The organism is Ramlibacter sp. bp-362, from assembly GCF_054956735.1.
Genome location: NZ_JBUDXE010000001.1, coordinates 149,777 through 163,002, shown reverse-complemented (window position 1 = coordinate 163,002; position 13,226 = coordinate 149,777). Strand labels below are relative to the sequence as shown.

10 protein-coding genes are annotated in these 13,226 nt (G+C 65.8%); 7 read left to right on the top strand and 3 right to left on the bottom strand.

Annotated features, from left to right (window positions below; all coding sequences use genetic code 11):
- Positions 1–4: 4 nt before the first annotated feature.
- On the bottom strand, positions 5–766 hold the full coding sequence (locus ACY0MJ_RS00770) for an SDR family NAD(P)-dependent oxidoreductase (RefSeq protein WP_462636346.1): 762 nt from the start codon (positions 764–766) through the stop codon (positions 5–7).
- 107 nt (positions 767–873) lie between these two features.
- Here ACY0MJ_RS00770 and ACY0MJ_RS00765 point away from each other — a divergent pair, with 107 nt between their 5' ends.
- From ACY0MJ_RS00765 to ACY0MJ_RS00740, 6 genes are all read left to right on the top strand, one after another.
- Positions 874–1,776: a LysR substrate-binding domain-containing protein gene (locus ACY0MJ_RS00765; protein ID WP_462636345.1), complete on the top strand. Its 903-nt coding sequence runs from the start codon at positions 874–876 to the stop codon at positions 1,774–1,776.
- A 103-nt stretch (positions 1,777–1,879) separates the two neighbouring features.
- Positions 1,880–2,719: a serine hydrolase gene (locus ACY0MJ_RS00760; RefSeq protein ID WP_462636344.1), complete on the top strand. Its 840-nt coding sequence runs from the start codon at positions 1,880–1,882 to the stop codon at positions 2,717–2,719.
- Positions 2,716–3,327: a hypothetical protein gene (locus tag ACY0MJ_RS00755; RefSeq protein ID WP_462636343.1), complete on the top strand. Its 612-nt coding sequence runs from the start codon at positions 2,716–2,718 to the stop codon at positions 3,325–3,327. The genes ACY0MJ_RS00760 and ACY0MJ_RS00755 overlap by 4 nt, the downstream gene beginning before the upstream one ends.
- A complete protein-coding gene (locus tag ACY0MJ_RS00750) occupies positions 3,328–4,533 on the top strand; it encodes a hypothetical protein (protein ID WP_462636342.1) in 1,206 nt (401 codons plus the stop codon).
- A 52-nt stretch (positions 4,534–4,585) separates the two neighbouring features.
- Positions 4,586–5,068 (top strand): MarR family winged helix-turn-helix transcriptional regulator, encoded by a 483-nt coding sequence (locus ACY0MJ_RS00745; RefSeq protein WP_462636341.1) that lies wholly within the window; start codon positions 4,586–4,588, stop codon positions 5,066–5,068.
- The gene (locus ACY0MJ_RS00740; protein WP_462636340.1) at positions 5,065–6,288 is read left to right on the top strand and encodes an MFS transporter; all 1,224 of its coding nucleotides are present in this window, start codon (positions 5,065–5,067) and stop codon (positions 6,286–6,288) included. The genes ACY0MJ_RS00745 and ACY0MJ_RS00740 overlap by 4 nt, the downstream gene beginning before the upstream one ends.
- Before the next feature lie 21 nt (positions 6,289–6,309).
- Here the strand turns inward: ACY0MJ_RS00740 and ACY0MJ_RS00735 are convergent, their stop codons facing one another.
- Both ACY0MJ_RS00735 and ACY0MJ_RS00730 read right to left on the bottom strand, forming a co-directional pair.
- Positions 6,310–6,585, bottom strand: coding sequence for a DUF2277 domain-containing protein (locus ACY0MJ_RS00735; RefSeq protein WP_462636339.1), 276 nt, complete (start codon positions 6,583–6,585; stop codon positions 6,310–6,312).
- A gap of 430 nt (positions 6,586–7,015) precedes the next feature.
- A complete protein-coding gene (locus ACY0MJ_RS00730; RefSeq protein ID WP_462636338.1) occupies positions 7,016–10,909 on the bottom strand; it encodes an NACHT domain-containing protein in 3,894 nt (1,297 codons plus the stop codon).
- Between the two features lie 225 nt (positions 10,910–11,134).
- Between ACY0MJ_RS00730 and ACY0MJ_RS00725 the strand changes: the two genes are divergently transcribed.
- Positions 11,135–12,898, top strand: coding sequence for a hypothetical protein (locus tag ACY0MJ_RS00725; protein ID WP_462636337.1), 1,764 nt, complete (start codon positions 11,135–11,137; stop codon positions 12,896–12,898).
- Positions 12,899–13,226 lie beyond the last annotated feature (328 nt).

Sequence of the window (13,226 nt, the reverse complement as noted above, 5' to 3'; positions counted from 1 at the left end):
CGCTTCAGATCATCTGGCCGCCGCTGGCCTCCAGCCGCTGCGCGTTCACCCAGCGCGCGGCGTCGGAGCACAGGAAGGCGACCACCGGGCCGATGTCGTCGGCCTCGCCCATGCGGCCCAGCGCCGTGTTCTGCGCGATCATCACCGGCAGCTGCGGGTTGGCTTCGTACACGTCGCGGCTGAAGTCGGTGGCGATCGCGCCGGGCGCGACCGCGTTCACGCGGATGCGCCGCGGCCCCAGCTCCCTGGCCCAGTAGCGCACCAGCGTTTCCACGGCGGACTTCATCGCCGCGTAGGGCGCGTAGCCGGGAATGGCGATGCGCGTCAGCCCGGAGGACACGCACACGATGCCGCCGCCGTCGGCGAGCCGCGGCAGCAGCTGCTGGGTCAGGAAGTAGACGCCCTTGAAGTGGACGTCGGCCAGCGCGTCGAACACTTCCTCCCGCGTGTCCCCGAGCCTGCCCTGGCCGTTGAAGCCGCCGTTGTGGACGAGGAAGTCGAAGTCGCGGCGGCCCCATCGGGTTTCGAGCACCTCGGCCAGCTGCCGCGCGAACGCGGGGAAGGAGGCGACGTCGCCGGCGTCGAGCGGCAGGGTCGCCGCCTTGCGCCCGGCCGCTTCGACCTGCTTGCGGACTTCCGCGGCCTCGTCGGCGCGGCTCTTGTAGGTGAGGATGACGTCGTGGCCCGAGCGGGCGAGGGCGAGCGCCATGTTGCGGCCGAGGCCGCGGCTGCCGCCGGTGACGAGGGCGATCTTTCCGGTTTCCATGGGGATGTCCTTTCGGTGTGGAGTCCCCGCATGGTCGGCAGGAAGCGCCCCCCGATAAAGGGGCCACAATGGGAAGGATTGTCCAACACACGCCAACAAAGACGCCCATGGACCGCATCGAAGTCATGCGCCTCTTCACGCGCATCGTGGAGCTGGGCAGCTTCACCGCAGCCGCCGAGGACATGCACCTGCCGCGCGCGACGGCGACGCATGCGGTGCAGCAGCTGGAGCGCCGGCTGGGCGTGCGCCTGCTGCACCGCACGACGCGCCACGTGAGCCCCACGCCCGAAGGCCAGGCCTTCCACGAGCGCTGCCGCCGCGTGCTGGCGGAAGTCGACGAGGCCGAGTCCTTCCTGGGCGAGGCGGCCGCCAACCCGAGCGGGCGGCTGCGCGTCGACCTGTCCGGCGCGCTCGCCGCGGCCTTCCTGTTCCCGCACCTGGGCGAGTTCTGCCGGCGCCATCCGCGGCTGGAGCTCGAGATCGGCACGACCGATCGCCTGGTCGACCTGCTGCGCGAAGGCGTGGACTGCGTCGTGCGCGCCGGCGAACCGCGCGACACCGGCCTGGTCAGCCGGCGCGTGGCGTCGATGCCCCTGGTGACCTGCGCCAGCCGCGCCTACGTCGAGGAGCACGGCCTGCCGCGCACGATCGAGCAGTTCCGCTCGCACCAGGCCGTGAATTTCCTGTCGACGGCGACCGGCAAGCACTCGCCCTTCGAATTCACGGTGAAGGGCAAGGTGCAGGCCGTGACGCTGAAGGGACGCGTCGCGGTCACCAGCGCGGACGCCTACGCGGCCTGCTGCCTGCAGGGCCTGGGCTTCATCCAGGCGCCGCGCTACCGCCTGGAGCCGCACCTCGCGACGGGTGAACTGGTGGAGGTCCTGCCGCGCTTCCCGCCCCCGCCCATGCCGGTGGCCGTGATGTACCCGCACCAGCGCCAGCTCGCGCCGCGCGTGCGGGTCTTCATCGACTGGGTGGTGGAGCGGCTGGCGCCCTGGTCCTCCGGCTGAGGACGGTCTCCGCCGCCCGTTTTGGGCCCAGTCCGACGCGGCCGGCCCCCGTGCTGCCCCACCATGGGCGGAAGACTTCTTCCCCCACCTCAACCGGGCAGGCATGGCCGAGACGACGCTGCGCGACACGATCCTGAAGATCGGCGAGGAAGCCAACGCGGCCGCCGTCGCGGTGGCGGCCTACGACTTCGAGCACCACACGACGTGGTCGCTCAACGCGAGCCGCTGGTTCCACGCCGCCAGCACCATCAAGGTCCCGGTGCTGCTGGCCGTCTACGAGGCCATCGAGCAGCACCGCTTCGCACCCTTCTCGCGGGTGCACGTGCGCAATCGCTTCCTGGGCGTCGTCGACGGCCGTCCGTTCCGCGTGGGGCAGGAGCGCGACGCGAACGCGGCCGTGCACGCGGCGATCGGCCGCATGCTGACGGTGCACGAGCTGGCCGAACACATGATCGTGACCAGCAGCAACCTGGCCACGAACCTCTTGCTGGACCTCGTCGGCGTGGAAGCCGCCCGCGCCTCGCTCGCGCGCCTGCACCTGGGCGGCATCGACCTGCAGCGCGGCGTGGAGGACGAGGCGGCGTGGGAGGCGGGCATCAACAACCGCGTGACGGCCGCGGGCCTGTGCGACGCCATGCGCCTGATCGAGGAGGGCAAGGCCATCTCGCCCGAGGCCTCGCAGGCGATGCTGGACATCCTGCACCAGCAGCAGTTCCGCAGCGGCATTCCCGCCGGCCTGCCGGAAGACGCGCGCGTGGCGAACAAGACCGGCGAGATCTCGACGGTGGCCCACGACGCGGGCATCGTGTACCTCGACGGGCGCGATGCGTACGTCGTCGTCATCCTCACCGAATGGGCGCCGGAGGTGACGGGGCACCGGCAGGAAACGATCGCGCGCATCTCGCGCGCGGTGTACGAGTACACGACGGGGCGGCAGGAATGAGCACGCTGCCGCTGCCGCTCGTGAGCGACGACGACCTGCCGCCGGAATGGAAGCAGGTGCTGCGTCCGGGCGAGACGCTGGAGGACCGCTCGGGCGCCGCCCGCGTGCTGCCTTCGAGTTTCCTGCGCGTGGACTCGTGGCACCAGGCGCTGGAGACGGACCTCACCGCGCACTTCCGCGTGTGGGAGCTGATCGGCGTCGACGTGCGGGAGACGCTGCTGGCGCGTTCCTTCCCGCGCTACGTGCCCTGCGCGGTGCTGCTGCTGGCAGGCGCGCTCGAGCTGTTCCGGCTGGAGGTGGGGACCTTCGTGCACGTGGCGGCCAACGGCGGCTACCGCTCGCCGCGGCATGCGCTCACGCGCCATGCCTCGCGCCACTGCTGGGGTACCGCGGCGAACATCTACCGCATCGGCGACACGTACCTCGACAACCGCGACGAGATCGAGAAGTACGCCGCGATCGCGCGCCGCGTCATCCCGGGCGTCTGGATCCGGCCCTTCGGCACGGAAGACGGCGAAGCGGACGACCACCTGCACCTCGACCTCGGCTACACGCTGTTCGAGCCGGTGGACGGGCCGGACGCGGGCAACGCCATGGGAGCAAGCTGAATGGCCCACCCGAAGAAGCTGGAACGCGCTTCCGCACCCGAGCGCCTGAAGCTGGCCGCGATGGGCATGGAAGCCGAGTGCTCGCTCATGCTGGACGACGAGCCGGTGCGGCCGGAAGCGCTGTTCGGCAGCCCGCGCGACTTCATCCGCGGCGAGCTGATGCACCGGCAGGGCACCTCCTACCACCTCCCGACCGGGGGCGCCGTGTACTTCGACACCGGCGTGATCGAGGTGGCGACCCCGGTGGTCGAGATCGAGCCGGGCTGCGGGGCGCGCGCCGGGCGCCTGCTGTGGGAGGCGCTGCAGTTCATCCGCGGCGAGCTCGACGCCTGGGACGCGGGGCACGGCAAGCGCACGCGCCTGGTGGGCTTCAGCGCGCACTACAACGTGTCCTTCGAGCTGCCGCCGGGCGAGCCGTCCAACGGGCGCACGATCGAGCGGCTCGCGAAGCTGCTCACCTACATCCTGCCCGCGCCGGTGATGCTGCTTGCCACGAACCGCCGCTCCACCGGCGTGGGCGTGCGCCCGCGCAAGGACCGCATCGAGATCACTTCCGATTTCACGCCCAGCCCCTCGCTGATGGTGGCGACCTCGACGCTGATCGTGGGCATCGTGCGCGAGGTGATGACCTGGCCGAGCTACGAGCTCTCCGAACTGCGCAGGCACGGCATTCCCGTCATCGCCGGCTTCCGCCCCATGCCCCACACCTCGCGCAAGGGCTGGCTGGCGCGCTTCGACTGCTATCCGAGGAATCCCTTCGCCAGCGACATCGATGCGGAGAAATGGCCGACCGAAGCGCACGGCGCGCTGAGCCTGCGCGCCGTCGCGGGCCGCACCGTGCGCCACTTCCTGCGCTCGATCCGCCGCATCTCCGATCCCTTCACCTTCCGGCTGATCGGCGCCGTCGTGGAGGGGCGCAGCCCCTCGCTGCTGGACCTCGAGGACCGGCCGGAGGAATACGAGGACGTCGGCCGGCTCTGCGCCTGGGACGACAGCGCCACGCCCGCGCAGCTGGGACGCTCGCGCTACGAGCGGGTGGTGCTGCGCGCCGTATCCGGGGAGCAGTTGCGCATGGACGGCCACTCCCTGCGCCCGGTGGGCATGAGCGGCTGGTCGGCGGTGGTGTTCGAGGGCGAAGACAGGCACCGCGAGGTGATCGCGATCGACGACCTGGTGCGCCACCTGGACGACTGGGAGCGGGCCTGACGGATTGACGGACGGCAGATGCGAAGGTAAACTTCACAGTCTGCCTTCCCACATGCCCGCCGACCCTCCTGCCTCCGACCCTTCCGCCCAGCTCGCCGCCGAACTGCACGAGCTCGTGGGCAAGCTGCGGCGGCGCCTGCGCGAGCAGGTCGATGCGGGCGACCTGCCGCCTTCCCAGGTGACCGTGCTGCGCCGGCTCGAGCGCGAAGGGTCGATGACAGTCAGCGCGCTCGCGCGCGTGGCCGGCATGCGTTCGCAGTCCATGGGCGCGACGGTCGCGGCGCTGCAGGCCGCGGGCCTGGTGAGCGGCGCGCCCGACCCGGCCGACGGCCGCCAGACGCTGCTGTCGCTCACGCCCGCCTGCCGCAAGTGGATCCGCGGGAACCGGGCCGCCAAGCGCGACTGGCTGTCGCACGTGATCGACACCGAGCTCAACGCGCGGGAGCGGCAGGAGCTCGCCCGCGCCGTCGCGCTGCTGCATCGCGTCGTCGAGGCGCAAGCCGCCCCGGCCGCGCGGGGGCCGGCGGCGCCGTGAGAGGCACCTTCCGCTCCCTCGCCGGCTACAACTACCGCGTGTGGGCCGCCGGCGCGCTGGTCTCCAACATCGGGACCTGGATGCAGCGCACGGCGCAGGACTGGATCGTCCTCACGCAGCTGACGCCGCACGACGCCACCGCCGTGGGCATCGTGATGAGCCTGCAGTTCGGCCCGCAGTTCCTCCTGCTGCCGCTCACCGGCTACGTGGCCGACGGGCTGGACCGGCGCAAGCTGCTGTTCTTCACCCAGGCCACCATGGGCCTGCTCGCGCTCGGGCTCGGCCTGCTGACGCTGCTGGACATGGTGCAGCTGTGGCACGTCTACCTGTTCGCCTTCCTGCTGGGATGCGTGACCGCCTTCGACTCGCCCACGCGCCAGAGCTTCGTGGCCGAGCTCGTGGGCGATGCGCACCTGTCGAACGCCGTCGCGCTGAACTCCACGTCCTTCAACGCCGCGCGCATGATCGGCCCCGCCGTCGCGGGGGTGCTGATCGCGGCCGTGGGTTGCGGCTGGGTGTTCATGCTCAACGCCTTGTCCTTCGTGGCCGTGCTCGGTGCGCTCGCGCTGCTGCGGCAGACCAGCTTCCATCCGCGGGTGATGCTCTCCGGCAAGCAGCGGGGCGTCATGGACGGCATGCGGCACGTCTGGCAGCGCGACGACCTGCGCGCCGTGGTGCTGATGTTCTTCCTGATCGGCGCCTTCGGCATCAACTTCCCGATCTACATCTCCACGATGGCGGTCTCGGTGTTCCACGTCGGCGCCGGCGCCTTCGGGCTGCTCACGTCCTCCATGGCCGTGGGCTCGGTGACCGGCGCGCTGATGGCGGCCGGCCGCGAGAAGCCGCGCATGCGGCTGCTGCTGGGCGCGGCGCTCGCCTTCGGCACCTGCCTGCTGTTCGCCGCCGCCATGCCCAGCTACCGCCTGTTCGCCGTGGCGCTGTTCTTCGTCGGCCTGGCCACGCAGACCTTCACGACCACGGCGCACAGCGCCGCGCAGCTGTGGAGCGACCCGGCCCTGCGCGGCCGCGTCATCGCGGTGGTGCTGGCGGTGTCCGCCGGCAGCACGCCGCTAGGCGCGCCGCTGATCGGCGCGGTCGCCAACGCGTTCGGGCCGCGCTGGTCGCTGGTGGCGGGCGCGGCGTCGGGCTTCGCCGCGGCGATCGTGGGGCTGCGTGCGCTGGCCAAGCAGCGTCGCGGCGCGCTCGCGGGCGCAGCCTGAGGCGGGGCCCGCGGCGCCGAATCAGGGTGTCTCGCCAAAGCGGGCGAGCGCACGCTCGCGAGCCCTGGCCGCCTCGGCTTCCCGCGTGCGAGGCTCGGCGGTGGTCACGAGCGAGTGGATCAACGCTCTCGCCGAAGCCGCGATCTCTTCGACCGCGCGCTCGAATGCGGCTTCATTCCTCTTCGATGGGACACTGAACCCGCTGAGCTTGCGGACGAACTGGAGCGACGCGTCACGAATCTCGATCTCTGTCGCCGGCGGCTCGAAGTTGAAAAGCGTCCTGATGTTGCGGCACATGCCCTGCTCTCCGTAAACTGCAGCCACGATGGTCCGCAGCCGTCGCGATCTTAGCGCTGCACCTGCTTCCGGCCAGGAGCAGCCTTCACTGCCAGATGTCACGAAAACAAGCGAGTGATCCGGCCATCGCCCCGCAACCTTCGCGGTCGAGGACCGAGATCGGTTGAGCGTCTTGAAACTTTCGCTCGGACCGTTCGACGCGCCGAATGGAACGACAGGTCAAGACTGGGGGCGGTCGGTCGGATTGGGCCGCCCCGATGACGGCGTCCGCCGATACCTGACATTGGCCGACGCACGCGGAGACACACCGCGCATGGTCGAAAGCCGCGCACGGGCCCAACAAGGCCGCAGATGCAAGACATCGATGTCGGACTGGCAGATGGCCGAGCGCGCGCAAACCAGGCGTCCGCCTTGTTGATCGAGGTGAGGTCTACTTGATGGTCGAGTCTTTGGCTGACCATTCCGAAAACGAGCGGTGAATATGGCTGTGAGCCTCCCATATCCGCCGCCTTGCTGGGGTACGGATCACATCGTGGCCTTCCATTTTGTTCAGCCACTCCCTTTCTCCCCAATTGCACCAGACGAGGACTTGGCGCGTCTCGGTGAGGTAACGGCGAAGAAGATCCGCACGGACATACAGGAGGCTGTGTCGACTTCCCTTCCATCCGTCGCCCGTCTCGCGGTAGAGACTTCCAGGATTGCCCGCCGCATCATAGAAGTCGATCTCGCGATTCTTGCTCGCCAGACCAAGGCGCTGGATCAATTTCGGCGCGGGAAGGTCAAAGCCCAAGAACTCATTCTGTGTCGAGTGGTACGACTCCCAGCCAAATTGAATGGAGGGAAGCTCGATGCGGATGCCCGGCACATGCCGCATTTCATACGTTGGTTCGAGCAGCCGAACAAGCGAACGCTCTGACTCCACTCCATCCTTGGAGACCAACTTGATGGTGAGGGTTCGTGCTGGTGTCTTGCGCTTCGTGTAGACCCGCTCGTAGCTGTCAAAGGCCTCCACAGTCTGCCGGCGGTACGTTCCGTCCCGCTGGCGTAGTCGTCGCACATAGTTCTGGCGGCGCCCAGCCTCACCGGCGTAGAGGTAAGTCTCGGTCGCCCCCTCGGGAATCGCGTGGTTACCCGGGTACTCAATCGTAAGAAACTTCGAACGCAGGGCCTGCACGTCTTTGCGCGCGATGAACAGGCCCCGCAGAAACGCAAAGAGATCGCGATCGGTACTCCCGTCAAGGCCGCGGACGAAGCCTTCAACAAGGACCCATTCACCCGAGTGGCCATTGATTTCCGGAACAACGAGCAGTGAATTCCAGCTCGGTGTGAAACCACCTCCCACCCACGCGTCGGTGTCTCCTCCCCAGTCACCAAACAGGTCGGGGATCGGCGGCGTCCATTGGGGTGGGCGCTTGGGGAAACTCGGATCCACGCCGCAGTCGGATGTCCTCTCGCCGAGGCGCCAATCCGGCAGCTTCCTCGCAGCCTCGCGCTCACCCCACATTTCGAAGTATGCGATCCACGAGTACTTCTTGCCGTACCGGTCCACCTTGTCCTGGTCACGTGCATTCCAGGAGGTGTTTCCGATTTCGCGATCAGCATTCTTGAAGCGCTCCTCGCGATACCCCAGGTCGAACATGCGACGTTCGATCTTCGCGCGAACCTGCACGTAGCCCGGATGCTTCTCGTCGTAGTTCGAGCGCTGCGGGATCAAGCGCCCAATCGTGTAGTTGCCGAAGTCCATCTGGATCGCGTGCCCGATGGCGTCTGTCACCTTCGGATCAGGTGTGCCTGTGCTCGTGAAAGTTGAAGGCGTGTTCGGATAGGGCGTGGCGAGGTTGCGGCTTGCAGTTTTCGGCAGTGCGACGCATTTCGCGCGCTGCGCTATCTCGATGATGCCCAGCGCGTAGTCTCGCATCAGCGTGTGGTGGGTCGCATACTTCGCACCGGCTGCGAACATCTTGCCGTACAGCGTCTTTGCGAGCCCGCCGAGCACAGGTCGAAACGACGCGGCGTTTTCAGAGTCCACCAGCGACAAGGTTGTTCCGTAGGCGGCGGCCAGCATCCGTTCCGGCAAATACGGGTCATTGAACGCAAGGCTCGTCTCAAGGTGGATGAAAAGAACTTCAGGAAACCGCTCACCGATCAATACGAGTGCCTTGGTCGCAATATCGCGATCAGCGCGGTCGACGGTCGTCAGGACGAGCGAGAGCAGGATCACAAGCTCCTTCGCGGACTGCGGCGTCATGTTCGCCGTGCTCAGCTTCTGTGCCCACGTCAACAGCCTGTGAATTGTGGGCGATGCGTACCGCCGCCGAAGGTATTCGGACCACTGCAGATCCCGATCCGGCATCGGAAAGCGTGCAAGAAAGTCATACAAGCGCCGGGCGTGGTACGGGTGCTTCGGTTTGGTCGAGACGGCGGCCAATGCGTCAACCACTCGCTCCCATGCGTGGGCCCCGGCGTTCAAACACTGATTGATAATAGCTCGTGTTCCCTCAGTAAACGCCGCCGGATCGCGCCAGAACATCCCTTCGATGAACGGGTCGAAGTACGCATCCAGATTCTGGGCCCGTTTGGGCAGCACGAAGAACAACTCACGCTCTTTGGCCGGCAGCCGCGTGCCCACACGCTCCGGAAATTCGGTGATCAGTGCCTGCGCCCAGCCTGGCTCTGCGTATTCACGCTGATAGCGGCTCGCCATCCGGAAGATTCGGCCGAGCGGCGATTTTGCCGAGAAACTGCGCCTGATGGTGGTCGCCGAAGACGCGTCGAGGTGCGTCTTCAGCAAGTGTCGCGCGACCAGATGGTCGCTGAAGCGCTGGTAAGGCAGGCGGAAGACGACGCGGGACTTGAACCCGGATCGGGAGGAGTACCAAATCGCATCTTCTTCGATCAGACCATTCGTGCGCAGTGCCTCAAGAAGTTGACGTCGCTGCGCCGGCTTCAGTTCCGGGCAATTTGCCGCGATGATGCGATCCGCCTCGGCGGGCCGAACATAGCCGCGCAAGTTGACGGCCATGCATGGCGCGAATCCGGCGAGGCGCCTGTCAGCGATTTGATCGCTTCCCTTCAGCAGGAACCAGCATCCCTTGGCGTTCAGGCCGAATTCACTTTCGATCGCCTCGCCGACGCGCTTAACGAACGATTCGAGCACAAAGGTCATCCCCTTTTGTCCGGAGGCAATCCCAGCGAATCCCTTGGTCAACTTCTTGCCGGTGAGGTTCTGCAGCGACTGGCAGATCAACTTCAGCGTGAGGGGCCGTGAGAACTCGCGGTCAAGCAGCGGCACTTCGGGCAGCGGAAGGCTGTAGTACTCGAAGAAGGCAGCCTGGGCATCGAACTCCTGATCGTCGAAGCCAAGGTGCGTCACCTTGTGGAACTTCTCCAAGTCGTTCTGCTCGATGGCAATTGACTCGAACGGTGTCCGGCAGGTGACAATCAACCCGACACTTGGGCACGATGCAACGAGGGATTGAAGGGTGCCTACAGCTTCGCGCCACTCCCTCCGACGTCCTTCGTTGACGCCATCCACGATGACGACTGCGCGTTCCCCTCGCTCGTAGGCCAAGGCCTGAAGTTGGTCGAAAATCTCGTGTTCACCGCGCCCTGCTTCGATGCGGCCGCAAATCTCGGCGACGACACACCCTTCGAAGTTCTTCGCCAGGACCAGGACGGTGGCTTGGCCTCGCGCGATCCGCATCTGCGTGACGTCACACAGCAGGTGCGTCTTGCCCGTGCCCCACTCGCCGCTGACCAGCAGTAGCGGGTCGAACAGGACCTTGAACGCTGCGCTCTGAACGAACTCTCTTTCGTCTCGCACGACGCCCAAACACCGTCCGATGGAGTTCATGTTGCCGCGGACGGTATTGCGTTCGGAGGAGTAGCCGCCATCCCCAGTAGTCGGCGGCAGCTTGGCGTCCTCGGCGCGCCAGTGATCCATATCAGCTTCAAGATCGGATTGAATGCGCCCAAGTTGCTCAGACCACTCGTCCGCCGCCCGAGCATCCCTCGCACGCAATCGGCTCATGATCGATGGCAAGAACTTGCGTGCCTCGTCCGTCAGCGTTTGAATCGCGTCGCGCCGCTGACTGCAGTTCTTGGCGCTTTCCCAGGCCTTCGAGAACGCATCCAGGACACCCTCAAACCGGGCGCGAGCCCCCGCGCCGCAAGCGACGTTCTCAATGGCGGTGACGAGTGATTCGATCCGGAGGTTCGGCGCGTTCGGATCAACGCCTGGTGTGTACCTCTGCCCAGCTTGCTTGATCTGGTCCTTGGAGAGACTTGTCAGGGCTGCCAGGAAAGAATCGTGAGGCGACGACATACCAAGACTTTAAGGTAGAGCAGCCCTCAGCGGCAGCCCCTGATTGGAGTGGCGACGACGCCGCGCTGGATCAGATTGGGGGCCACGGCCTTGCGCGCGAGTTCTGTAAGCTTGCCATCGGAGTGGCGGCCGTAATCACCGCCCCAGTAACTCACTAAGCCCAAGGATTGACGCCGGCCCCTGCCTGCGCATTCCCGTCAAGCCGTTTTCCACGATAGGCGTCTTATGCCAGCCATCGATCATGTAGCTTCCTTCCCTGTCCCGCGCCACCTGCTGCCGCTGCGGCTGCTCGGGCTGCTGCAGCCCGTCGGGCTTGAGCCCACCGAGCGCGTTGAGGTCTGTAGTGACTTCGAAATTGACCATCACGGGCCTGCATATGAGGCGGGCCATATGCTGATGGCAGTCGTTCCCGAGGCTGTTGATAGTCCGACTCCCGTTCTTTCGGAGGGTAGCGATGGAGTGGTCGCCTATTCGGTGCCAGTGGTGGGTGCAAAGGGAAACAACGCCCGTTTCTCGCCGAACGTCTCAGGCTATGACTATGTGGTTGCGTCTTGGGGTGACAGTTCCCATTCAACTTACACCCTTGCCGAGAAGGTTTGGATGGCCTTGGGCTTAACGCCTCGGTGCATCGGCAACGAAGAACAGCGCCTGGTTTATGACGACTTGGGACTTCCGGAATTCAACGTGGCGGAGGGCGAGGTGTCGAAGCAATATCACTTCGACGCGTCTCGCCCCATTTCCTGGCGAATGTCGAACGCCCACTTGCGCACCTACCTGTGGCTGCGTGGCGCACGCGGGGTCCGTGCGTTCTTCTACGAAGCACGCATACCTGACACTCCGGAATGGCGTGCACTCATGGATGGCTCCCCCCACGTTGAACTGAAACCCGCCGGGGACTGGTGCGTCGTCGACCTACGTGAGCACCGAGGGGCTTTGCTTATGCAGGTGTGGGCAAGTGTAGATGCCGTGAACTGCCAACTCTGTCCCGCGCAGACCGCGAACAACATTGCGTGGCCAGGCGTACCCGGATTGGTGACTCACCAAAGCGCCGAGTCCATCATCAATCACCACTGGGTGCATCTTGATGACCGGTTTCTGGAAAAATACGAGCAGAGCAGCTTCTACAACACCGTTCCCGTTCATGTCAATGGGCAATGGCTGTGCAGTCCTTCCTATGGAGGCCAGTGGTCCTTCACAGAGTGCGAGCGCATCGGCAGGAACATCGTGCGAGTGCCGTTGCGCGAGTTGTACAAGCCAAAGCCCGATCAGGAAATCCTGCACGCTCATCGTTATGCACTGGAGCCTGTCGTAGTCGCCCAGGTAGATCTGCATGAAGAACATGTGGTGGCAAAGGTGCAGCGCCTGGTGGATGAACTACTGGCCCTCGGAGATCACTTGTCTGCCCTCGCCGCGACTCTGGGTATCCAGAAGTCGAGCCACGAAATCGTTGGTTTGGACCGCGCGGAATTGCGGCGCAACGGATGGTACGCTTATCCTCGCCTCAAACGTCTCGCCCAGGTCGCACCCTTGGAAATGAGCGAGCAGGCGATGCTGGCGAGGTGCAAGGGCATCCACGAGTTGTGGCAGGTAGTGCCAAATGGATTCCTTAAGCAGCTGCTGCGCGGGGCAGGCTGTCCCGCAGCGGCTCTGACCGGACTGGGGAGTCTGAAGCTAATCCAAGGCATTTTGAACATCGTTCAGCGCCTTGACGTCGAACAGGAAGACGCGACGGCATTCGCCAGCGCCGTTGAACCCGAGGATTGGAGGGAAAGGAACCCTGTACTGGCCCCACTCTTTGTCCTCAATGACTTGCGCATCGCGGATGCGCACGAAGCGTTCGCCGACGCCATCTCACGCCTGCAAGATCTCGGTTTCGACACCGCCACTTTGCGGCAAGGCCATGGGCGAGCACTGGACTTCGTCATCGATGGCGTTGTCGGTGCATTCATGAATCTGAATACGGCCGCAGGGAAGGTTCTTGCGCGCTAGTCCGTGCACCACCGGTGCGCTCCGTGAGCTCGGTCGTTGGACTGGCGCCGAAAAGCGCCGACTTGGGCAGTGTCGGTGACACGATGTATACCGGCCGTTGGCGCCGCAATTGAATGGGCAGCTCAATGGCCGCATTGAAGCCGAGAGCTTGAACTGGGCGCCCACCGACGACCGACCGCAACCGCTGCAAAACAGTCGTTCTTGCCGGCGGATATGAGCGGTAGCCGCAGGTCGTTGCTGCCCCAGTTGCAACCGAGCGGGGGTTCGCTCCCGGCCAGAAGCAGACTCCACGTCCTGCATGCGCCAGCGAAGCGAAACCGCATCCACC

Excerpts from the sequence above, each read along its gene's own strand:
- ACY0MJ_RS00770 (WP_462636346.1), bottom strand. The coding sequence starts at position 766 with ATGGAAACCGGAAAGATCGCCCTCGTCACCGGCGGCAGCCGCGGCCTC.
- ACY0MJ_RS00765 (WP_462636345.1), top strand. The coding sequence starts at position 874 with ATGGACCGCATCGAAGTCATGCGCCTCTTCACGCGCATCGTGGAGCTG.
- ACY0MJ_RS00760 (WP_462636344.1), top strand. The coding sequence starts at position 1,880 with ATGGCCGAGACGACGCTGCGCGACACGATCCTGAAGATCGGCGAGGAA.
- ACY0MJ_RS00755 (WP_462636343.1), top strand. The coding sequence starts at position 2,716 with ATGAGCACGCTGCCGCTGCCGCTCGTGAGCGACGACGACCTGCCGCCG.
- ACY0MJ_RS00750 (WP_462636342.1), top strand. The coding sequence starts at position 3,328 with ATGGCCCACCCGAAGAAGCTGGAACGCGCTTCCGCACCCGAGCGCCTG.
- ACY0MJ_RS00745 (WP_462636341.1), top strand. The coding sequence starts at position 4,586 with ATGCCCGCCGACCCTCCTGCCTCCGACCCTTCCGCCCAGCTCGCCGCC.
- ACY0MJ_RS00735 (WP_462636339.1), bottom strand. The coding sequence starts at position 6,585 with ATGTGCCGCAACATCAGGACGCTTTTCAACTTCGAGCCGCCGGCGACA.
- ACY0MJ_RS00730 (WP_462636338.1), bottom strand. The coding sequence starts at position 10,909 with ATGTCGTCGCCTCACGATTCTTTCCTGGCAGCCCTGACAAGTCTCTCC.
- ACY0MJ_RS00725 (WP_462636337.1), top strand. The coding sequence starts at position 11,135 with ATGCCAGCCATCGATCATGTAGCTTCCTTCCCTGTCCCGCGCCACCTG.